The 22,960-nt window shown below is 31.2% G+C and carries 16 protein-coding genes and 1 other RNA gene; 3 read left to right on the top strand and 14 right to left on the bottom strand.

Annotated elements, in window-relative coordinates; genetic code table 11:
• Positions 1-7: 7 nt before the first annotated feature.
• From polA to C7U55_RS07705, 14 genes are all read right to left on the bottom strand, one after another.
• The gene (polA, locus tag C7U55_RS07770) at positions 8-2,620 is read right to left on the bottom strand and encodes a DNA polymerase I (protein ID WP_106988079.1); all 2,613 of its coding nucleotides are present in this window, start codon (positions 2,618-2,620) and stop codon (positions 8-10) included.
• 8 nt (positions 2,621-2,628) lie between these two features.
• On the bottom strand, positions 2,629-5,691 hold the full coding sequence (gene dnaE, locus C7U55_RS07765; RefSeq protein WP_106988078.1) for a DNA polymerase III subunit alpha: 3,063 nt from the start codon (positions 5,689-5,691) through the stop codon (positions 2,629-2,631).
• Positions 5,692-5,744: 53 nt separating this feature from the next.
• Positions 5,745-6,050, bottom strand: coding sequence for a hypothetical protein (locus C7U55_RS07760; RefSeq protein ID WP_048923506.1), 306 nt, complete (start codon positions 6,048-6,050; stop codon positions 5,745-5,747).
• Positions 6,051-6,094: 44 nt separating this feature from the next.
• Positions 6,095-6,337, bottom strand: a complete 243-nt coding sequence (locus C7U55_RS07755; RefSeq protein ID WP_106988077.1) for a TIGR03905 family TSCPD domain-containing protein — start codon at positions 6,335-6,337, stop codon at positions 6,095-6,097.
• Positions 6,338-6,352: 15 nt separating this feature from the next.
• Positions 6,353-7,660, bottom strand: a complete 1,308-nt coding sequence (locus C7U55_RS07750) for a class I SAM-dependent RNA methyltransferase (protein WP_106988076.1) — start codon at positions 7,658-7,660, stop codon at positions 6,353-6,355.
• A 29-nt stretch (positions 7,661-7,689) separates the two neighbouring features.
• Entirely contained in the window at positions 7,690-8,961 is a 1,272-nt protein-coding gene (locus C7U55_RS07745; RefSeq protein WP_193446931.1) for a hemolysin family protein, read from the bottom strand.
• A 186-nt stretch (positions 8,962-9,147) separates the two neighbouring features.
• Positions 9,148-10,485 carry an MATE family efflux transporter gene (locus tag C7U55_RS07740; protein ID WP_106988074.1) on the bottom strand — a complete coding sequence of 446 codons (1,338 nt, stop codon included), beginning with the start codon at positions 10,483-10,485 and terminating at the stop codon, positions 9,148-9,150.
• A gap of 128 nt (positions 10,486-10,613) precedes the next feature.
• Positions 10,614-12,254: a SulP family inorganic anion transporter gene (locus C7U55_RS07735; protein WP_106988073.1), complete on the bottom strand. Its 1,641-nt coding sequence runs from the start codon at positions 12,252-12,254 to the stop codon at positions 10,614-10,616.
• Positions 12,255-12,355: 101 nt separating this feature from the next.
• Positions 12,356-13,696 (bottom strand): dicarboxylate/amino acid:cation symporter, encoded by a 1,341-nt coding sequence (locus C7U55_RS07730; RefSeq protein ID WP_106988072.1) that lies wholly within the window; start codon positions 13,694-13,696, stop codon positions 12,356-12,358.
• A 98-nt stretch (positions 13,697-13,794) separates the two neighbouring features.
• Complete coding sequence (locus C7U55_RS07725) at positions 13,795-14,334, bottom strand: TetR/AcrR family transcriptional regulator C-terminal domain-containing protein (RefSeq protein ID WP_048923513.1); 540 nt, start codon at positions 14,332-14,334, stop codon at positions 13,795-13,797.
• 8 nt (positions 14,335-14,342) lie between these two features.
• Complete coding sequence (locus tag C7U55_RS07720) at positions 14,343-15,002, bottom strand: potassium channel family protein (RefSeq protein WP_106988071.1); 660 nt, start codon at positions 15,000-15,002, stop codon at positions 14,343-14,345.
• A gap of 4 nt (positions 15,003-15,006) precedes the next feature.
• Positions 15,007-16,410, bottom strand: a complete 1,404-nt coding sequence (locus tag C7U55_RS07715; RefSeq protein WP_106988116.1) for a TrkH family potassium uptake protein — start codon at positions 16,408-16,410, stop codon at positions 15,007-15,009.
• 87 nt (positions 16,411-16,497) lie between these two features.
• An RNA gene (rnpB, locus tag C7U55_RS07710) (RNase P RNA component class B) lies at positions 16,498-16,822 on the bottom strand.
• A 2-nt stretch (positions 16,823-16,824) separates the two neighbouring features.
• Positions 16,825-17,160: a DivIVA domain-containing protein gene (locus C7U55_RS07705; RefSeq protein ID WP_048923515.1), complete on the bottom strand. Its 336-nt coding sequence runs from the start codon at positions 17,158-17,160 to the stop codon at positions 16,825-16,827.
• 136 nt (positions 17,161-17,296) lie between these two features.
• Here C7U55_RS07705 and recU point away from each other — a divergent pair, with 136 nt between their 5' ends.
• The 3 genes from recU to C7U55_RS07690 all read left to right on the top strand — a co-directional run bounded on the left by recU (position 17,297) and on the right by C7U55_RS07690 (position 22,897).
• Complete coding sequence (gene recU / locus C7U55_RS07700; RefSeq protein ID WP_106988070.1) at positions 17,297-17,884, top strand: Holliday junction resolvase RecU; 588 nt, start codon at positions 17,297-17,299, stop codon at positions 17,882-17,884.
• The gene (locus C7U55_RS07695) at positions 17,881-20,145 is read left to right on the top strand and encodes a transglycosylase domain-containing protein (protein ID WP_204638416.1); all 2,265 of its coding nucleotides are present in this window, start codon (positions 17,881-17,883) and stop codon (positions 20,143-20,145) included. The genes recU and C7U55_RS07695 overlap by 4 nt, the downstream gene beginning before the upstream one ends.
• Positions 20,146-20,245: 100 nt before the next feature.
• Positions 20,246-22,897 carry a transglycosylase domain-containing protein gene (locus C7U55_RS07690; RefSeq protein ID WP_106988069.1) on the top strand — a complete coding sequence of 884 codons (2,652 nt, stop codon included), beginning with the start codon at positions 20,246-20,248 and terminating at the stop codon, positions 22,895-22,897.
• Positions 22,898-22,960 lie beyond the last annotated feature (63 nt).

The following is a 22,960-nucleotide window of genomic DNA, read 5'->3' as shown; positions in this document are numbered from 1 at the left end:
TTTTCACCTACTTTAATTCATACCAATTTTTAGCGTATGTTCCTTCTGCTTTTAATTCAACTGTCATTTGATAAGCGCTTTCCATTCCTGTTTGAACAAGTTTCATCATTTGTTCAAGTTCATCTTCATAAACATCAAAAATCAATTCATCGTGTACTTGTAAAATCATTTTTGATTTCATATGATTTTCTTTTAATAATTGATCAACTTTAATCATGGCAAGCTTGATAATATCTGCCGCTGAACCTTGAATTGGTGAATTCATCGCCAAACGCTTTCCAAATTCTTGACGCATATAATTCTTTTCATTGATTTCAGGAATATAACGTTTTCTATTTAAAACCGTAGAAACATAACCATTTTCTTTTCCAAAAGCAATGCTTTTATTCATATACTCTTTAATTTCTGCATATTTTTCAAAATACTTTTCAATAAAAGATTTTGCTTCTTTGACAGTCACACCTAATTGTTCGGCAAGTCCATAATCTGACATCCCATAAATAATTCCAAAGTTGACTGCTTTAGCGTTTCGACGCATTGTTGAAGTCACTTCATCTTCACTGACACCAAAAACCACACTTGCTGTATGTCGATGAATATCTTTATTTTCATTAAATGCTTGAATAAGACTTGTCACATTCGCTAAATGAGCTAATACACGTAATTCAATTTGTGAGTAGTCAAATGAAATCAAATAGTCATATTCAGGAACAAACGCTTTACGAATGAGTTTTCCTTCTTCTGTTTTCACTGGTATATTTTGTAAGTTTGGATCTGTTGAAGAAAGACGTCCTGTTTGAGTTAAAGCTTGATTATAGATGGTATGTGTTTTCCCATCAATAAAGATTTGTTCTTGTAAACCAACGATATAAGTTGAATAAAGTTTACTGATCGTACGATAATTTAAAACTTTATCAATGATTGGATGCACATTTCTCAGTTTATTTAAAACATCAACCGATGTTGAATAACCTGTTTTTGTTTTCTTTCCATTAGGAAGGCCTAATTCTTCAAAAAGCACTTCTCCTAATTGTTTAGGAGAGGCAATATTAAATTCTTTATGGGCTAAAAGATAGATTTCCTTTTCTAATTGATCGATTTGTGTTTTAAACGTATCCCCTAATTCTTTTAAAACACCTTGATCCATTTTAGTTCCTTGATATTCCATATCCGCTAAAATAAAGGCAACAGGCATTTCTACGTTTTCATAAAGATCATATTGTTGGTCCTTCTTCAAACGATTGATTGCTTCATCTTTTAATTCATAGATGGCTTTTGCTTGTAAAACATAATGTTTTGAAAGAATACTTTCTTCAGGAACATGTTTTTTAGCACCTTTACCAAAGATTTCCTCATCAAATTGTAAGTAGAAATATTGATAATAATCACAAACAATTTTTAATTCATCTTTTAATGATGGATTTAAAATATAAGAAGCTAATTGTAAATCAAAAGAATATCCTTTAATTGTAAGACCATGCCAACGACATGCATTGATACATTTTTTAATATCATAACCATATTTTTTTATATTTTCATCTTCAATAAATTGTTTAAATCCTTGATCTTGAATTGCCTTTTCTAAAGAAATATAATACGCTTCTTGATCATTATAAATACCAAAACCAAGAATTGGTGATTTATGATAGTTAGTATCATAAACACCAACAACAAGAGCACTATCCTTTTTAATGGTTGGTAAAGTATCTACAATTTGATATTCTAATGGTTTTACCGGTTTTGTTTCATTAGAAATAGACATTCTTTTAAGTAAAGAATTCATATCATAACGACGATAGAAAGCGGCAAGATCATTATTATAATCTTGTTTTTGATATTTCCAAACAGCCAAATCAAGTTCAATAGGAGCATCGGTAAGAATTGTCGCAATCTTTTTAGAAAGCAGCCCTAATTCAATATTTTCTCTTACTTTTTCTCCCATTTTTCCTTTAAGTTCTGACATATGTTCTTTTAAATTTTCAATCGTTCCATATTGATTTAAAAGCTTTAAAGCTGTTTTTTCACCAATACCTGGAATACCTGGAATATTATCGGCACTATCACCCATAAGTCCTAATAAATCACGCATTTGATCAGGCTTCAAGTTATATTTTTCAACAAAGCTTTCTTCACTAACGATTTCATAATCATTGGTTTTTTGAGGTTTTTTATATTGTTTAACTAAAGGATTAATCAGTTGCATCATATCTTTATCATTTGTATAAATAGCAACTTCCATTCCTTGACTTGCTGCTTTTTTAGAAATGGTACCAATAATGTCATCTCCTTCATATCCTTCCTTTTCAATATAAGGAATATGATGAGCATCTAAAAACTCTCTAACCATTGAAAACTGACAAATAAGTTCATCAGGCGTTGGTTTTCTTGTTCCCTTGTATTCTTCTAGTAATTCACTTCTAAAGGTTTTCCCTTTGGCATCAAAAGCCACAACTAAATATTCTGGATCTTGTTTTAAAAGACTTTCTAAACGATTGGCAAAACCATAAACCGCATTCGTTGGAATCCCATCTTTATTTACCATTAAATTTCCCATTGCTGCCGTAGCATAATAACAACTAAACAACCAAAAATTTCCATCAATAACAACTAACTTTTCCATTTTATACCTCATTTACTTATTTCTTTGACTCTTTGGACAACCAAAGATAATTTATCTCGATAATCTATTCTACCTTCAATATAGATTACTTTATTCTTTTCTAATAAATCTTTTACTTGTCGATAAGTTGATGAAAAAACAACTCCCTCGACATTTCCTGTTTCATCATGTCCTTCAATAAAACACATTTCATTACCCTTTTTATCAACAATTACTTTGACTCTTGTAAGCATTAATAAAACACTCACATTTTTAGAGACATATTCATTTAAACGGGCAATCGCAATTACAGGAACTTGTAATTTTTGTTTTAAATACGCCAAAGGATGCATTGATAAATAAACTCCTAAAGCTTTCTTTTCTAATTCAAGACGAACCATTTTATTTTCTTGAACAATATCTAATAAAGGAGGTTCATCTATACCAATCGTATTTTTTAAATTAGCATACTCTCCAATCTTTTCAAGATTAGCTTTTAAAGTAGCCCGATTCAATTCGAATTCATCAAAAGCTCCCGCATCAATTAAACTCTCTAACATCATCGTATTGACTTTTTTTCCATCCATCCGTGAAATAAAATCAAAAATATCTTTAAACAAACCATTCTTTTCTCTTTCTTCAACAATCGCTTGATAACCCGCTTGTCCTACATTTTTAATACCTAAAAGAGAAAAACGTAAATCTCCTTCTACTTGTTCAAAACGGTTTGTTGAATAATTAATAGAAGGTGGTAAAACACGAATACGATATTTCTTTGCTTCAGCAATATATTCCATTTTATGAACATCACTATTTTGTTCATTAGAAAGAATTGCCCCATAGAATGCTAGTGGATGATTTGCTTTAAGATAAGCTAATTGATAAGCAATCAAACCATAAGCAATAGCATGCGATTTATTAAAACCATAATCCGCAAATTTTTCTATCAAAGCAAAGATCTCATTTACTTGTTTTTGACTATATCCATTCTTTAAAGCTCCTTCGATAAAATCATTTTTAATAGAAGCCATTAAATCAAAATCTTTTTTAGAAATCGCTCTTCTTAAATTATCTGCTTTAGAAAGCGAAAAACCAGCGATTTTTTGAACAACTTGCATCAATTGTTCCTGATAAATCATAATCCCATAAGTTGGCTCTAAGATTTCTTTTAAATCCTTATGAGGATAAGCAACTTCTTCCTTTTTAAAACGACGTGCAATATAATGAGGAATTTCTCCCATAGGTCCTGGTCGATAAAGGGCATTGGCATCGCCAATATCTTGCAAGCATCGTGGCTTTAATTGTCTAAATAAATTTTTCATACCTGGTGATTCTAATTGGAAAACACCTAAAGTATCACCTTTTTCTAACATTTGAAAAGTTTTTAGATCATCTAAAGGAATCTCATTCAAATTTAAACGAATACCTTCATATTTTTCAATATTATTTAATATATAAGAAAGAATCGTGAGATTTTTTAAACCTAGAAAATCCATTTTCAAAAGTCCCACACTTTCAATATAATTCTTAGAATATTGGGTTAAAACATTTTGGTGAGGGCCTCTAGTAAGAGGAACAACCTCATTTAAACAATCTCTAGATAAAACCACACCCGCAGCATGCATAGAAATATTTCTTGGTAAACGTTCTACAAGAAAGATGGCTGGCATGATTCTTTTAAGTTCAGGTTCTTGATCAACCATATTTTTAAAAGCATACGATGTTTCATAAACTTCTCTTACCGTTTTTTTATTTTTTCCTTGAGTAGGAATATATTTACACATCATTTCAAGTTTAGGTAGAGGCACTGAAACAACCTTTCCTAGATCCTTTAAAGCAACTTTAGGACCATAACTTGAAAAGGTAACAATTTGTCCAACATGTTCTTGTCCATATTTTTCTGTGACATAACGTACTACTTCATCACGTCGGTCGTCTTGAAAATCAATATCAATATCTGGCATGGTTACACGTTCCTCATTTAAGAAGCGTTCAAAAAGTAAATCATATTCTAAAGGATCAATATTGGTAATTCCTAAAACATAACTGACTAAACTTCCGGCTGCTGAACCCCTTCCTGGTCCAACAAGAATTTGATGGGTTTTAGCATAGCGAACATAATCAAAAACAATAAGGAAATAGTCATTGAAACCCATTTTAGAAATCACATTTAATTCTTTTTTGAGTCTTTCTATATATTCTTGGGAAATCTTTTTCCCTTTGAATCTTTTTTTCAAACCAACAATACATAATTGTTTTAAATAATCTTGACTTGAAACATTATCTGGTAAGGGATAAAGAGGTAAATGCATTTGTCCTGTTTCAATAGTCACATTGCATCTTTTTAAAAGATCATTAGTATTTTCAATAATTTCTCTTTCAAAAAGTAAAGATATCTCATAGCCACTCTTTAAATATTTTTGATTTGTTTGTAAAGTATCTCGTTGACTTCTTTTTTCACCATGAACACTTGCCTGCATCAAATCAATAGCAAACGCTTCTTGAGGATAGAGATAGCGAACTTCATTCGATGCACATACTTTAATACCTTGAAGTTTTGCAAGAGCTTTAAGTCTTTCATTTAAGTGTTTTTGCATTTGGATGCCATGATCTTGGAGACAAATATAATAATTATCCTTAAACATTTCCTTAAACAGAGCCATATAGCGTAATGCCTCTGATTCGAGCTCTTTTAAAACACATCTTTCGACAATTCCTTCTTTACATCCAGAAAGAATAAAAAGATGTTCATGGTAAAGACGTAATTTTTCTAAATCGATGGCTTTTTGATCACTTAAATTAATATCACTACAAATCTTCATTAAATCATGATAACCGACTTGATCTTTCGCTAACAATAAAAAAGGATAGATTTCTCCTTCAACATTTACATTGCCTTGCATTCCAAAAATAGGTTTAATGTCATATTTATGACACTCATTAGAAAACTCTACCGCCCCATACATATTATTAATATCCGTTAAAGCAATTGCTTCTAAATGAAGATCATGAGCTCTTTTACATAAATCTTTAATAAGAATCGTACTATTTTGAAAGCTATAACAACTATAGATATTTAATTCACCAATCATATTCCCACCACCTTTTTTATCATTATACGCTAAATTAAATAGGAAGAAAAGAACTACAAAAATGTTTTCATTGATAACAAAATTAAGATAACTCCAACATATAATGTGAAGATTAAATAAAGCATTTCAAAGAAAGGATAAGTTAAAATCATTAAGATAAACAGCCGATAAATATAGAGAAGTAATATATAATAATGGTAATGAATTTGTAAGACACAAAACTTTCTTTGCCATAAAATAATAATGATTGATAAAAGCATCGCAATAAAATGAAATGGAATCCAAATTGATGAAAAAACAATTTGTAAGATCATACAACATCCAACAATAAACTGCATCTTTTTGATACGAATCAACATAATTATCACCATTCTATTTTATGTTACAAATAAAAAAAAGAGAATTATAAATTCTCTTGTAAACCTTTAGCAAGTTGTGCTGGACAGCTCGTTGGTTTAGCACCACATTTAATATCTTTTAAACGAGCAATCACATCTTCTGCTTTCATTCCTTTACATAAGGCTGCCACACCTTGTGTATTTCCAGAACATCCACCAGTAAATTGAACATTTTTAACAATGCCATCTTCAACTTCAACATGAATGTTTCTTGAACATACTCCCTTAGGTGTATAATCAAATTCCATCTTTATTCCTTCTTCCTATTTTTTAATTAATTTTACAATTGATGTCACATAAGATTGATAAATATGACTATCAACTGCTTTAATCTCTATTACTTTATAATATTTTGAAAGTTCTTGCAAATCTTTTGCAAGCATAGATGTAGAAGAATTAACATAAATAACTGTTTTGACTTTACCTAAACGAAGGGTATCTTTTAATTCATCACTAATTCTATTGATTCCACGAATAATCACTGTATCATAATCTTTCTTTTTCGCAAAAGGAACCATTTTCTTTAAAGAATCACCATATACAAAACGAATATTATCTTTTCCTAAAGCTTTCGCATTATAAGTGGCATCTTCAATATTTTCTTTTTTATTATCAATTGCGACAACTTCTTGAGGTAAATTCATTTCTAAAATACCATTTCCACAATTTAAAGAAATTACTTTTTGGCTTTCTTTGATCATTGTTTTAATAATCTTATTTTCTACTTCAAAAGCTTCAATATGATCTGGTAACGAAGATTTAACTGATAAAATATATTTTTGATGATCTACATAAAGCTCTTCCTTGGAATTACCAAAGATTTTCTTATATCCTTGTTTTTCAAAATCTTGATACTTAGCAGTATTAATTGACATAAATAAACCACTAACATATTTTAATTTTTTAATACCAGCTACAACTTCATCTTTTAAACCATCTTTTCCTGTAATAAAGATCAATTGAATTTTATCTTGAAAAACTCGAATTTTAATAAATCTTAAACCTGTTCTAAATTTATCATTATATGTTTTACATTTTGTATTATTTAAGATTTCTTCTAAATCTAATAATGTTTGATTAATTAATGGATGATGTTTTAAACAGTGTGTCATTACTGTTAAATATTTTGTTTCTCTTTGATAAATACCAAACGTTACTTTTCCTTTAAAATCAACAATTGGTAGATTGACTTGTGTTAAAAATTCTTTCTTTTGATTCATTCCCACAATATCATGAATCTTAATTTGTGAGCGATCAAGTTCTGTATATTTCTTTAAAGATTCCTTGATTAAATCTTTTTTATGTTTTAATTGAGCTGGATAAGCATAGTGAAGTAAATTACATCCCATACATTCTTTATTGGCACGGCATGGATTTTTTACACGCATTGGCGATGCTTGAACAACACGGATCAAATCACCAAAATAATAATTTTTATTTTTATATTGTTGTGCATCTACTTCAACGGTTTCACCAAGTAAAGCCCCTTTTACAAACACAACTTTACGGTTTATATAACCAATTCCTTCACCGTTGATCCCCATTTTTTTTATTTCAACTGTTGTTTTCATTACCTTTCTCCTTAAAAGAGGAAAAGCATCTATTGATGTTTTTCCTCTCCTTCTTCCTCTTTTTCTATTTCATGTATTTTTAATCTAAGAAGTTCAATTCGATTCTTATGCATCTTTTCAATTATAATTGTAACACCTGGAAATTCAATTTGATCTTTAATTTTAGGAACACCACTAAATTCTCCTAAAACAAGACCTCCGATAGATTCAAAATCTTCTGATTCAAAATGAGTATCAATTTCATCATTGACCTCATTTAAATTCAAACTACCATCTACTAAATATTCATGATCATTGATTTTAACAATGGAATCATTGACTTCATCATACTCATCATCTATTTCTCCAACGATTTCTTCAACAATATCTTCAAATGTCACAATTCCACTCATGACCCCATATTCATCTAAAACAATGGCAAGAGTAGCATGATTCTTTCTCATGGATGCAAAGACATCATTGACTTGATTAAACTCATAGACAACAAATGTACCTCTCATATATTTTTTAACATCAAAATGCTCTTTATCAATGTCAATAAATAATAAATCTTTCATATTTAAAACACCAATGATTTCATCAAAAGACTCATCATGAATTGGATACCTTGAATATTGTGCTTCATGATATACTTTCATCAATTCATCATATGTACAATCATCAGGTAAACTTTCTACATGAATACGTGGTGTCATAATCTCTTTGATTTCGGTTTCACCAAATTCAAAAACATTATGAATCATTTCTTTTTCTTCTTTTTCAAGAACACCTTCTTCATGACCAACCGTTACGATTGTTTTCAACTCTTCTTCTGTTAAACTTGGACCTTGTTCTTTATTACCGCCTAATAAACGAATAATAAATCCTGTAATAATATTTAAAACAAAGACAACTGGCTTTGTAATAACACAAATAAATCGTATAAACGGAGCTAACGCAAGTACTAAACGATCTGCATTTTGGGTAGCTAATGATTTTGGTGTAATTTCGCCAAAAATCAAAATACACAATGTGACAATTCCTGTCGCAATTGCAACCGTTTGTGCTCCATCACCAAAGATAGCCATAATTGTCGCTGTTGTGAGTGAGGAAGCCCCAATATTTACAAGGTTATTTCCTACTAAAATAGCACTTAACAAGCGATCTTGATCTTCTAGTAAAGACTCTACTAACTTCGCCTTCTTATTGCCTTCTTCTGCAAGTGTTCGCATTTTAATTTTGCTTACAGCTAAAAAAGCTGTCTCACTACAAGAAAACAACGACGATAGAATTAATAATATAATTAATGATATGATATTCATTATCTGGGCAGACTCCACTTTACCATTTCTCCTTTGAATCTATTATTGAAATTTATAATAGTATAATTACAAATAAATGTCAAATACTCCCTTATTTCTTAACTTTAAAAAAACTTATAAGCACAGGTATTTGTATTTTTTAACATCATAAAATTAAAGATAATAAAAAGCGAAGATTTTTCGCTTTTATAATAAAACTTTAAATTTTTTACAATAGAAAATATAAGCACCCATACTTGCAATGAGTTCAGCAATCACAAACGATAACCAAATGCCTTCAATACCCATAATTTGTAATAAAAGATAGGCAAGTGGTACTGTAATAACTAATTGTCTAAGTAATGAAACGATAAGTGAATATTTTCCCATTCCTAGCGATTCAAATACTCCTGACATCAACACTCCAAAAGATGAAACAACAAAACTGATTGATAAAATACGTAACCCTGTTTGTCCAATTTCTAACATTCCTTTACTTGCATTAAATAACGATAGAAGAATATCAGGAATCATAAAGAATAATAAAGTTCCAAGTCCTAAAATAGTTGCAATAGCAAGTCCAGATACTTTTAAAATTTGATGCATTCTTTCCTTTAAATGTGCTCCATAGTTATAAGACATTAATGGTCTCATACCTTGAACGACACCTGTAGTTGGCATATAAATAAAAGTTTGTAATTTATAATAAACACCAAAGAAAGCAACAGCACTTTGAGAAATTGTCGCCAACATTCCGTTAAGTAATGAAACAAGAATAGATGGCAAACACATCATAACCGTTGATGGCACCGCAACACTATAAAGTTGTGACATAACACGAAAATCAATTTTTAATCCTTTAAAAGAAATATGAAGATGAGTATTATATCTTTTAAATAAAACAACCGCTAGAATTGCTGCTGAAAATTGCCCAATTACTGTTGCAATAGCTGCCCCAGAAACACCTAAAGCAGGTAAACCAAAATAACCAAAAATTAAAATTGGATCTAAGATAATATTGATAACTGCCCCAAAGATTTGCATAAGCATTGGCATCATCATATTACCTGTTGCTTGAAACATTTTTTCAATTGCAAGATGTATAAATTGTCCAATGACTAAAGAAACAACAATAATTCCATATTGCATTCCATATTCAATAACCTTTGTATTTGTCGTAAACATATTTAAAAATGGACGAATTAAAAATAATCCAATAATTAAAAATAATAAAGAATGTGCTACGGACATCACAATACCTTGTGTTGCATAATAAGATGCTTTTTTATCATCTTTTGCTCCTAGATGACGGGCAATAAAAGCATTCATCGCAATCCCAATTCCACAAGAAACAGCTAATGATAAGTTTTGTAAAGGATAAATAAGAGAAACGGCTGTTAATGCTTCTTCTCCAAGTTGTGATACGAAAATACTATCTATAATATTATAGAGAGATTGTATAAGCATTGAAATCATTGGCGGAATAGCCATTGACATTAATAAAGGAAATACTTTTTTGTATTCCATTGGGTTTTTATTTTCCATTGAGGTCTCCTTCCTTTCCATAAAAAAAGCTATAGATGTCTATTTATGATCAGAAATAGAGAAATCTATAGCTTACCTAAGCAGTATTTAATTTGCGTGTTTTATATTAATTGACTTTTTAATTTTTGTCAATCATTAATTAATAATTCTTTATCTAAAGCTTCTAATGCCATAATCGCATCCCAACAGAAACTGTCTTTTCCAACATATTCATCAAAATGATTACGTTTAAATTGTGCCATGACTTCTTCTTGAACCCCTGAAAATTTAATCTTACAATTATTACTTTGCAAACAATCAACGATATCAAAGAATTCATGGATACCTGAATCATCAATAGAAGGGACACCTCTCATAGAGAAAATAATAGCTTCTAATGAATCATCAATTTCATCTAAAACTTGTGTCATTTGTTCTTGTGTTCCAAAGAAGATTGGCCCACTTAAATACATAATACGTGTTTTTTGATGATGATGTTTTAAATCTTTACCAACACGATCTTTGTCAATATCACGAATATCAATATGTAAATGTGAGTTATTTAAAACAAATAAGATAATAGAAACCATAACTCCAATAACAATAGCAACTGTTAAATCAAAAACAACGGTTGCACACATTGTAATCAAATATTGAGAAATATTTGTCTTAACTTTGTTATGAAACAATGTTTTAATTTCATGCCAATCATTCATACGCCATGCCGTAACCATTAAAACTCCTGCAAGAGCCGATAAAGGAATACGTGACATTAACGAACCAAGTAAAAACATCGAAATTAAAATAACAACAGAATGGAAAACACTGACAAGTCTTGTTTTTCCTCCCGCTTTAATCGCAACAGATGTTCTGGCAATCGCTGCTGTTGCAGGAACGCCACCAAATAATGGAATCAACATGTTTCCAATTCCTTGTGCCATTAATTCTTGATCTGCATTCAACTTTTCATTTTTCATTTTTCCAGCACTTGCCCCACATAAAAGTGATTCGATCATTCCTAATGCTGCAATACTTAAAGCAGGTAACATCAATTGTGTTAAAGTACTTAAATGAATTGCAGATAACGATAATCTTGCTTTTGGAAAAAGTGTACTTGGAATTGTTCCTACTTCATGAACAGGTAAATTTAAAAATAATTGACAAATTAAAGCAATAATAATTCCCGCTAATGATGAAGGACAATATTCACCCCATTTTTTAGGCCATAGAATCATAATAACAACAACTAAAGCACCAAAAAAGACTGTGGGAAGTGAAATAGGAAAACCTAATTTTATATAAGAAAAAAGTTTTTCTAAAGCACTCGATCCTACTGAAGTTGTTCCAAAGAAATTATCAATTTGTCCTAAAGCGATAATAATCGCAATTCCACTGGTAAATCCTGTGATAACACTTGTTGGAATAAAAGAAACAATCTTACCAAACTTAAACAATGAGGCAATAATCAACATACATCCAGATAAAAAGCTTGCAATAAAGACACCTTGTAAGCCATAAGTTGTTGAAAGCCCAATTAAAATTGCGGACATTGCTCCTGTTGGTCCTGAAATTTGATAACTTGCACCTGAAAGCACACCAATAACAAGACCAGCAATAATCGCGGTAATCAATCCCGCACCGGCATCCGCCCCACTACTTACCCCAAAGGCTAAAGCAAGTGGTAAAGCAACGGCGGCAACGGTCAACCCGGCAAGTAAATCTTGCATTAAGGTTTGTACGTTATAGCCATGAAACTCTTGTTTCAAAGCACTAATATAATCTTTAAACATAAAATCCCCCTCTAATATACCCCCGTGTCATTATACACATTTCATGTTCTAAAAAAAAGGTCCATTACAAAATAAAAAAGATCATAGTTTTTTCTATGATCTTAGCGATGATATATTTCTTCATCAAGCATATTTTCTTTTTTCGCTACAATGACCGATGTTGAGGCATCCCCCACAACATTTAATGAGGTAACAAGCATTTCAATTGGTCTATTGATAGCAAGAATTAATGAATAAGCAAGAAGGGCTGCATCGTTTGTATATCCCATTCCTGTTAGAATTGTAAAGAGAATAACGGCTCCTGCACCTGGTGCTGCCGGTGTTCCAATAGAAGCAATTAAAGCTAAAACCGCAATAATTGCCATTGACATAAAGGTTACTTTATATCCTGAAGAAACCGCCACAAACATTGCTGCAATAACTTGCATGATGGCTGTTCCATCCATATTGATTGTCATTCCTAATGGTAAGACAAATGAAGCAATTTGATCTGAAACACCTAATTCTTCTGTTGTTGTCTTTTTATTTAAAGGAAGTGTTGCTGCTGAAGATGAAGTTGAAAAACCAAACAACGCTACTTTTGCAGCTTTTTTCATAAATGGTTTAGGATTTACTCTTGCCATCGTAGCTAAATAAATTGGATATGCACAGAATAAATAAACAAATAACGCAATAATAACAGTTACAACATAAGCAAGAGCTGGTTTTAATGAATCAATCCCATAGATTGCAAATGTTCTTGTAAGTAAACAAAAGATTGCATAAGGTGCAAATTTGTTGATAACGAATGTTAAGAATAAAGAAATGATTTTTGATACTTCTTCAAATAATTTCTTTAATGTTTTTGTTTGGTCTTCTAATGCATTCATTGAAAGACCTGTAACAACTGCAAGAAATACAATAGCAAGAACATTTCCATTATTAGTAAACGCACTAATAAAATTGTTTGGTACAATCGAAACAATAATATTTAAAGGATTTGATCCTGTTATTCCTTCTTGTACACTAATATTTCCTGCATCTACTGAATTAAAGAGTCCTAAATGATAAACAATAAAACCAATAACACCTGCAAAAATCAAAGCACATACGGTTGTCTTTAAAAAAGTAAAAATTGTTTTAGAAGAAATTCTTCCTAATTTCTTTGTATCTGTAATTGTACAGATAGCAAGTGTAATTGAAACAAAAACCATTGGTACAATGATTAATTGTAAAGAATTAACAAAAACTTGTCCGATAATATAGAAAATACCAGCTGCACTTGTTGCCCCTTCTGCGCTAATATCTTGAAAAAAGATATTATTAATTGTTTTCCATAAATCTGCTTGACCACTTGAATTCAAATGTTCTCTTAATAAAATACATCCAAATCCAGCAACTAGACCGCAAACTAAAGCAATCAACATTTTCTTTGCTAACTGCTTTCCACTACTTTCTTTCATAGTTTTCCTCCTAAATTTACCCAAATTGCCATTACTATACATGTTTTTATTCAAAATACAATATATAAATAAAAAAAGATTACCAAAAAAGATAATCTTTAAATCATATAAGCTTCTAATTTATCAGGAATCGCATCCATTAAATATTGAACAATTTCTTCTTTTTTAATGGGCATATCATTTAAAACCCAATCAACCGTCATATCGACAGATCCTCGACAATACATATTTAATAAAAAATCAATATCTTTTGAAAGATCTTTTCCAGTCTTTTTATAAATAAATTTTTTATAAAAATCATAAATACAACAAAAATCATAATGAATTAAATTATTATAATCATTTGATTTAAAAGCCTCTTTAAAAAAAGCATGTTCTTGTTCAATAAAAGCAAATTTTAAATTGAGGGCTTCTTGTAAACTTCCTCCTTGACGCATTTCTTCAAATGATTTTAAAACCAATTTTTCAAAATACCAATTCACAAGATCATATTTATCTTGAAAATGACGATAAAATGTTTGTCTTGTTTTTCCTGCTTGGAAGACAATATCTGTTACGGTAATTTTATCTAAAGGCTGTGTTTTTATTAAAGATTTGATTGCTTTAGCAAAAAGTAAAAGCGTTTCTTCGTTTTTCATAGAGACCTCTATAATAAATAATCATATTTTTCAATCTTATCTGTTTGACCTAAAACTAAAAAAGTATCATTCATTTCTATTGGTGCACTTGGATCAACAGGGACTTCAAGTTTATGAGTCTTAGGATCACGTTTTCCTAAAACGTTGATACTATAAAGTTTTCTTAAATCAAGTTGTGATAATGATTTACCTATCCAAGATTGAGGAACCTTCATTTCCACAATACAATTTTCTTCATCCAATTCAATTAAATCTTTAATATTTTTTCGAAGCAATGTACGGGCAATCTTTTCCCCCATTTCTTTTTCAGGACGTACCACATGATCTGCGCCAATTCTTTCTAAAACAACCTTAAAGCGTTTATTTTTGGCTTTAACAATCACATAAGGAACACCTAGTTCTTTTAGATTCATAGTTGCTAGAATACTGTCTTCTAAACGATCACCAATGGCAACAATTCCTACATCTATATCATCTAATCCTAAATCTGTGAGAAACTGAATATCTGTAACATCACCAATTACCGCTTTTGTCGCAAATTCAGAGACACGTTGTACATTTTCAGAATCTTTATCAATAGCAATTACTTCTCTACCAAACTGTGATAACGTTTTAACAAGTGTTGACCCAAATATACCAAGCCCTAAAACCACAAATTGTTTTTCCATTTTTCTATCCTATTAAGATATGTTCTTTTACAAAGTTCACATCTTTTCCTTTCCTTGAATTATATTTTTTAACAAAAAGTAAAACCATCGTAATTGATCCAATACGTCCAATATACATCATAATAATTATAATTACTTTTCCCACGACCGTTAAATTTGGTGTTAGACCCGCCGTTAACCCAACCGTTGCAAAGGCTGAAAAGACTTCAAAAACCAAATCAATAAATTCCGCATTTTCACTCACCGATAAAACAAAAAGACCAACAACAGTTATAGTAAAACTAACAATAAGAATCGTTAACGCTCTTTTAACGATTTGATCATCTATTGTTCGTTTAAAAACATGAATGTTATCATCTCCTCGCATTAAAGCACGAACATACAACAAAGTAATCACAATTGTTACGGTTTTGACCCCACCTGCTGTTCCAGCTGGTGAACCACCAATAAACATAGCAACAGACATAAAAAACTTTGTTGATTGATGAAGGGCTGCCATATCGATTGTCGCAAAACCAGCTGTTCTTAAAGTGACCGATTGAAAGAAACTTGCTAGAATTTTTTGCGGTAAAGATAAAGGCTGTAATGTTTGTGGATTATTGAATTCTAAACAAAAGATCACAGCCATTCCTCCAAAAATCAAAACAAATGAAGAAATCAAAACAATCTTTGTGTGCAAAGAAAGTGATTCTAAATATTTTTTTAATTTAAAATATTTGAAATGTTCACGATAATGAATCAATGATAAACGTAAATCAATCCATACCACAAAACCTAATCCACCCGCAATAATCAAACCACAAATCACTAAATTGACCCAAAGGTCTCCTACATAATTCATTAATGAATTAGCGCCTAAAATATCAAATCCTGCATTACAAAAAGCAGAAATCGAATGGAAAATACTATAATAGATTCCTTTTGATATTCCAAATTTTGGAACAAAAGAAAACATTAAACAAATGGCTCCTACACCTTCAAAAGTAGCCGTATATTTAAATACACGCTTAATATAAATTCCCATGTCTTTTAAAGACGTACGATTTAAAGCTTCTTGCATGACAATCTTATTAGCATAACTTAGTTTTCTTTTAAAAACCACATAAAGCATAGAAAGTAAGGTTAAAAAACCAAGTCCTCCTATTTGAATAAGTAAAATAATAATAATTTGTCCAATTTGAGTATATTCTTGACAAGTAACATGGGTTACAAGTCCTGTCACGCATGTTGCCGATGTTGCCACAAAAAGGTGATCAAGATAACTGCTTGAAGAATGTACAACATGAGACATTGGTAAATTAAGTAAAAATGAACCAATTAAAATAACCGCAAAAAAGCTAAATCCTATTCTTCTCACGGCTGAAATATCTAATTTTTTATAAGGTTTATGAACCGTTCTTGTTTTCATAACCATTTCCTTTCCTTGAATATGCCCTATTATACATCAAAAATCTAATAAAAAAAAGACATGGTGCCATGCCTTATATAAACAAATGATAATAAGCCAAGTTCTGTACATGATAACCATTTATCTACGCCGAAACGTCCTTTATCCCGTTCAATTCCGATTTAAAGATTCCCCTACCAAATTTGGGTTTCTGCCTTGCGGAGCTTTCCTCTTTTCACCCATAGTTTCCTATGGAATTGTCTCTGTGGAGCCATTTATGAAGTTCTACCATAGTTGCCCTTAGGTTTTCCTTCTGTCGTTAGTTTACACTACCCTCACTTATTGATTCGTGAGGCACAAACACTACAATCATCGCAGATTGTGGCAGCCTGGACTTTCCTCTACTTCAAAGAAGCAGCGATTATCTGTCATTTGTTATTTATTTTGTGAAAATACTGCTTTTTCTAATAATGATAATCTTTTTAAGATATCAACATTTGATGACACATTATCTTCTAAAGCTCTTAAGTTATCATCTTGTAAAGCTTTTTCTCTTTCTAATCGTGCAAGCATTGCTTTTTGATCAGCTAAACGTCTTTCTAACTGTTCAATACGATCATAAGAATTATTTAATAATCCTGCAAAAGCCTCGTAATCTTTGACAACTTGATCTAAGAAGTGATCAACTTCATCTGCATTATATCCTTTAAAATCTACTTTAAATTCTTTACTAACAATTTTCTTTGGACTTAATACGACTTTATTTTCCATGCTTTTCAACTCCTTTACCTCATTGTACCAATTTATTTCCTTTTTTCAAGATAAAAAACAATTTCTTATCAAAGAGTTGTTATCACAAATTAAATATGTGTTATAATACTGCTATAAAAATTTAAAAGAGGTCTCTATGGTTAATTATCCAAATAAGAAAAAAGTACAATCCTATATACGTAAAATAGATGGTAAACATGATACTGCTCATCGTGGAATGAATCTAGAAGAAGATATCAATCTTACAAATCAATATTATTTAGCCAACGATATAGCAGTTATTCATAAAAAACCAACACCTATTCAAATCGTTAAAGTCTCTTATCCAGAAAGAAGTGCTGCTAAAATCGTGGAAGCCTACTTCCAAGCACCTTCAACAACAGACTACAATGGGATTTATAAAGGAAGATATATTGATTTTGAAGCAAAAGAAACCAAAACATTTTCTTTTCCTTTTACAAATATTTCTTTACATCAAATCAATCATTTAGACAGAATTATAAAACACGGAGGAATTGCTTTTTTAATTATTGCTTTCACACGAGTAAATGAAGTTTATTTACTGGATGCTTCTTTTATGGTTGAAGCTTATCGGAAAAATGATCGGAAATCTCTCAAGTATGAAACCATTAAAGAAAATGGACATTTGATTAGAACAGGCTATCTTCCACGACTTCATTATTTAGAAATCGTTGATCAATATTATTGTGAGGTATTTAAATGAAAACAAGAACTTTAAAAAAATTAAAACCTATTCGTATTATAGGAACAATTGCATTAGCTAGTGCTATTGTTTTAGCTGGTGTTTTAGGATTTAATATTTATAAGGATACAGAAGCTTTCGATGCCGATAAGCTTTTATCCTCTGGTGCAAGTGTCATGTATGATAGTAATGGCGAGGTTATGTATACCTATGGTAGTGATGAAAATGGAACGCGAGAAAATATCACATACGATGATCTTCCACAAGTTTTAGTCGATGCTGTCATCGCTGCTGAAGATTCTCGTTTCTTTGAGCACAATGGTTTCGATTTACCACGTATCGCTAAAGCTGCTATTTCCAATTTAGCAACTGGTGGTAGACAAGGTGGATCAACAATCACTCAACAATTAATCAAAAAGACTTATTTTCCAAACGCTGAAAAAACATATACAAGAAAACTTTCAGAAGTCTTTCTAGCAATTCAAGCAGATAAACAATTAAGTAAAGAAGAAATATTAACACTTTATCTTAATAAAATTTATTTTGGTAGAAGTACTCGTTCAATTGGGATTGCTGCTGCATGTAAATACTATTTTAATAAAGATGTCAGTGAACTTACTCTTCCCGAAGCAGCACTGCTTGCAGGAAGCTTGAATTCACCTTATAACTATGATCCTTATTATTGTTTAGATAAAGCAACAAATCGTCGTAATACCATTTTAAACTTAATGGTTGTCCATGGTTATATTACCCAAGAAGAATGTGACCAAGCAAAACAAGTAAAAATTGAAAATACTTTATGTACTTCTTCTTCAACAAGCAATAATTCGACTCTTGCAGCCTATGTTGACCTTGTTACTGAAGAAGTTAAAGAACGTACAGGACTTGATCCAAAAGAAGTTCAAATGAACATTTACACTTATTGTGATAAAGACACTCAAGAACTTGCTACAGCTATTGCTAACGGTGATAAATATGATTATAGTGATGAAGATATGCGTATGGGTGGTGCTATTCAATCAAGTCAGGATGGCCGAATTGTTGCCATTATTGGTGGACGTAATTATTCTTACGGACTTTTAAACTTTGCCACAGCGAAACAACAACCAGGTTCTTCCGTAAAACCATTCTTAGATTATGGTCTTGCTTTTGAAAATCTTGATTGGTGCACTGGTCAAACAATCGTTGATGAACCTTATTCAAAAGGAAACTTCAAACCTAAAAACTGGGACAGAAAATTCCATGGTACAGTATCTGTAACTTCTGCATTAGAAAATTCATGGAACATTCCTGCCATTAAAACTTATGAAGAAGTTACAAAGAAAATTGGTAAATCCGGAGTTGTTTCAGCGATGGAATCCCTTGGTATTGACATGTCTAAGCAAAAAGATCCAGCAAACCTTTCTTATGCCATCGGTGGTTGGACAACAGGTATCTCTCCTTTAGAAATGGCAAGTACCTATGCAACAATTTCTAATAATGGTCTTTATACAGAAAGTCATACAATTAATTATATTGAAATTGTTCAAACGGGAAGAGTTTACAACGTTGATGAAGACATTCAAGACGAAGCAAAACAAAGTGATTATTCGAAAGCAAGTGCCTTTATGGTTCGTGAAGTCATGCTTGATTATACAAAAAACGGTAGTGGGAACTACGCTTATCTATCAGGTATTGATAATGTTGGTGCTAAAACAGGGACTTCAAACTGGGCTTCAAGCAAAGGAAATGGTATGGGTGGAAAAAGCCGTGATTTATGGATGACAGCTTATACACCTGACTATGTATGCTCGGTATGGATGGGATTTGATAAAACTGGTATCGATAAAGGAAAGACAACAAGTCGTTATAAAGCTTATCCTGGAAAAGTTGTTCAAATGTTGTTAAAGCATTTACAAAAAAATGATTCTAATAAGATTTATCCAGAACAACCTTCTACAGTTATTAAAGATGGTAATGAATATTATAAAAAAGGAACATCTCATAGTCATCATGCAAGTGAAACAACTGAAGAAGCAACAGAGGAACAAACGACTGAAAATACAGATGATACAACAAGTCAAGATACTGGTAATCAAGGAACTACGGATCAAGGAAATACAGATCAAAGTTCCCAAAATCAAGGTACTAGTGATCAAGGAAACAGTGAGCAAGGAACTACAGATCAAGGTACTACAAATCAAGGAACTACAGATCAAGGAACTACAGATCAAGGTACTGGCAGTCAGGGAAATCAAGATAGTTCAACAACACCTGATACCTCACAAAATACAAATCAATAACTTGGAAATAGAAATTCTCTATTTCCTTTTTTATAGATTTGCTTTTATGAATTAAAATAAGGTATACTTATTCTAGTACAAATAAGATTGGAGGAATATTATGCCTGCAAATAAAATAATGAAACAACTCAATAAAAAAAGAATTGTTATTACTTGTATTATCATTTTTTCATTACTTGTTGTCGGAGGAATAGGTTTTTTAGGATATGGAATTTATAAAGATACAGAAGCTTTCGATGCTAAAAAATTGCTATCTTCTGGTGCGAGTGTTATGTATGATAAAAATGGTGAAGCCATTTATACTTACGGTAGTGAAGAAAATGGAACAAGAGAAAATATCACTTATGAGGATTTACCTCAAGTTTTAGTCGATGCCGTTGTTGCTGCTGAAGATTCGCGTTTTTTTGAACATGATGGTTTTGACTTACCACGTATTGCAAAAGCAGCTATTACTAACTTAGCAGCGGGACATATTCGTGGCGGTGGTTCAACAATCACTCAACAATTGATTAAAAAAACTTATTTTCCTAACGCAGAAAAAACATATACAAGAAAACTTTCAGAAATCTTTCTAGCAATTCAAGCAGATAAACAATTAAGTAAAGAAGAAATATTAACACTTTATTTAAATAAAATTTACTTTGGTAGAAGTACAAATTCAATTGGTATTTCTGCTGCCTGTCGTTATTACTTTAACAAAGATGTAAGTGAAATAACTCTTCCCGAAGCTGCCATGCTTGCTGGAAGTTTAAATTCACCTTATAATTTTGATCCTTATTATTGCTTAGACAAAGCAACAACAAGACGTAACCGTATTTTAAATTTAATGGTAACACATGGCTATATTACTCAAGAAGAATGTGATGAAGCAAAAAAAGTAAAAATTGAAAACACTTTAGCAACACCTAGTACAAATAATTCGTCACTTGCAGCTTACGTTGATCTTGTCACTGAAGAAGTCAAAAATCGTACAGGACTTGATCCAAAAGAAGTTCAAATGAATATTTACACTTATTGTGATAAAGAAACACAAGAACTTGCCACTGCTATTGGAAATGGCGAAAAGTATGATTATAGCGATGAAGATATGCGTATGGGAGGTGCCATTCAATCAAGTCAAGATGGACGTGTCGTTGCTCTTATTGGTGGTCGTAATTATTCTTACGGTAACCTTAACTTTGCGACAACAAAACAACAACCTGGTTCATCAGTAAAACCATTTTTAGATTATGGTCTTGCTTTTGAATATTTAGATTGGTGTACGGGACATTCTATTATGGATGATGATGCTTATGGTGGTAAGTTTAAAAACTGGGATCGTAAATTCCATGGAATGGTCACTGTTTCAAATGCCCTTGAAAATTCATGGAATATTCCTGCTATCAAAACTTTTGATGAAGTCGAACAAAAAGTTGGTAATAAAAAAATAAAATCAGCAATGGAATCCATTGGTATCAATATGGATGGCGAATCCATTGGACTTGCAAGTGCTATTGGAGGATGGACAAATGGGATTTCTCCTTTAGAAATGGCAAGTGCCTATGCAACTATTTCTAATAATGGCCAATATGTTGAAAGCCATACAATCAACTATATTGAAGTCGTTCAAACAGGTAAAGTTTATAAAATTGATCAGGAAATTCAAGATAACATTAAACAAAGTGCTTATTCTAAAGCGAGTGCCTTTATGGTAAGAGAAACCATGCTTGATTACACTAAAAATGGTAGTGGTAATTATGCCTATCTTTCCGGTCTTTCTAACGTTGGTGCTAAAACTGGAACATCAAACTGGGATTCTAAAAAAGGGAAAGGTATGGCAGGAAAAAGCCGTGACTTATGGATGTCAGCTTATTCAAGTGAATATATTTGTTCCGTATGGATGGGATTTGCAAAAGAAGGTATTGATAAAGGAAAAACGACAAGTACTTATAAGGCCTATCCTGGTAAGGTTGTGCAAACTTTATTGAAGCATTTGGAAAATAAAGGGACAGGTAAATCTTATCCAAGTCAACCTGATGACGTGGAACAAGCAACAATTATGAAAGGAATTTACCCTTATGTTTTACCGACAGAAGGAGCAAGTGAAGACACTGTCATCACAGCATGGTTTAAAAAAGGAACTGTACCAAGTAATAAATTAGATAGTGATGCTTATAATTTAAATCAGCTTAGTTCATTTGATATTTCACTAAATAGTGAAAATAAAATTAATTATCAATTTACGCCTTATTCACCAGAAAATGCGACAAGTGATGAAAACGCTACAGAATCAACAAAACTTTTTGGAAAAGTTCAATATACCGTCATCGTCACTGATAATAACGGTCAAATAGTTCATCAAGAAAGTTTTTCATCACCTACGGGAACTATTAATTATACTGTAAATCAAAACGTGAAAGTTACAGGATATTATAATTATGAAAAAGCAAGAGATAAGACATCTAATAAAATTGAAAAAGAAATCCAATTACAATTAAATTCTTTAAATGCTGTCATTAAAAATGAACAAGGAGATGTCTATGATGGCTCAACCATTCATAATTCTTCTTTACAAGTAAATATTCAATTACAAAGTGAAAGTAACACATGTTCTATTACTTTATTAGATAGTAATGGCACTATTATTTCCTCAATCAATCAAAATAGTGCTACCATTTCTAATCTAACCTCTGGAAATAGTTATGCTATTAAAATGAGCGAATCAAACGGAACAAGTACAGTTGAAAAAACAATTCATTTTACAGTGCAATAAAAGAGGAATGCTTCAAAATTTAATTTGAAGCATTCTTTTTATTTTTTAACAAAACCAAAGAAA

The sequence above is a fragment of the Faecalibacillus faecis genome (assembly GCF_003024675.1).
Lineage (GTDB): Bacteria > Bacillota_I > Bacilli_A > Erysipelotrichales > Coprobacillaceae > Faecalibacillus > Faecalibacillus faecis.
Note: the sequence above shows the minus strand (reverse complement) of the source record. Positions and strands in the feature narration are given on the sequence as shown.

Bases quoted from the DNA above. Each gene is read 5' to 3' on its own strand.
- polA (WP_106988079.1), bottom strand. From the start codon at position 2,620: ATGGAAAAGTTAGTTGTTATTGATGGAAATTTTTGGTTGTTTAGTTGT.
- dnaE (WP_106988078.1), bottom strand. From the start codon at position 5,691: ATGATTGGTGAATTAAATATCTATAGTTGTTATAGCTTTCAAAATAGT.
- C7U55_RS07760 (WP_048923506.1), bottom strand. From the start codon at position 6,050: ATGTTGATTCGTATCAAAAAGATGCAGTTTATTGTTGGATGTTGTATG.
- C7U55_RS07755 (WP_106988077.1), bottom strand. From the start codon at position 6,337: ATGGAATTTGATTATACACCTAAGGGAGTATGTTCAAGAAACATTCAT.
- C7U55_RS07750 (WP_106988076.1), bottom strand. From the start codon at position 7,660: ATGAAAACAACAGTTGAAATAAAAAAAATGGGGATCAACGGTGAAGGA.
- C7U55_RS07745 (WP_193446931.1), bottom strand. From the start codon at position 8,961: ATGAATATCATATCATTAATTATATTATTAATTCTATCGTCGTTGTTT.
- C7U55_RS07740 (WP_106988074.1), bottom strand. From the start codon at position 10,485: ATGGAAAATAAAAACCCAATGGAATACAAAAAAGTATTTCCTTTATTA.
- C7U55_RS07735 (WP_106988073.1), bottom strand. From the start codon at position 12,254: ATGTTTAAAGATTATATTAGTGCTTTGAAACAAGAGTTTCATGGCTAT.
- C7U55_RS07730 (WP_106988072.1), bottom strand. From the start codon at position 13,696: ATGAAAGAAAGTAGTGGAAAGCAGTTAGCAAAGAAAATGTTGATTGCT.
- C7U55_RS07725 (WP_048923513.1), bottom strand. From the start codon at position 14,334: ATGAAAAACGAAGAAACGCTTTTACTTTTTGCTAAAGCAATCAAATCT.
- C7U55_RS07720 (WP_106988071.1), bottom strand. From the start codon at position 15,002: ATGGAAAAACAATTTGTGGTTTTAGGGCTTGGTATATTTGGGTCAACA.
- C7U55_RS07715 (WP_106988116.1), bottom strand. From the start codon at position 16,410: ATGAAAACAAGAACGGTTCATAAACCTTATAAAAAATTAGATATTTCA.
- C7U55_RS07705 (WP_048923515.1), bottom strand. From the start codon at position 17,160: ATGGAAAATAAAGTCGTATTAAGTCCAAAGAAAATTGTTAGTAAAGAA.
- recU (WP_106988070.1), top strand. From the start codon at position 17,297: ATGGTTAATTATCCAAATAAGAAAAAAGTACAATCCTATATACGTAAA.
- C7U55_RS07695 (WP_204638416.1), top strand. From the start codon at position 17,881: ATGAAAACAAGAACTTTAAAAAAATTAAAACCTATTCGTATTATAGGA.
- C7U55_RS07690 (WP_106988069.1), top strand. From the start codon at position 20,246: ATGCCTGCAAATAAAATAATGAAACAACTCAATAAAAAAAGAATTGTT.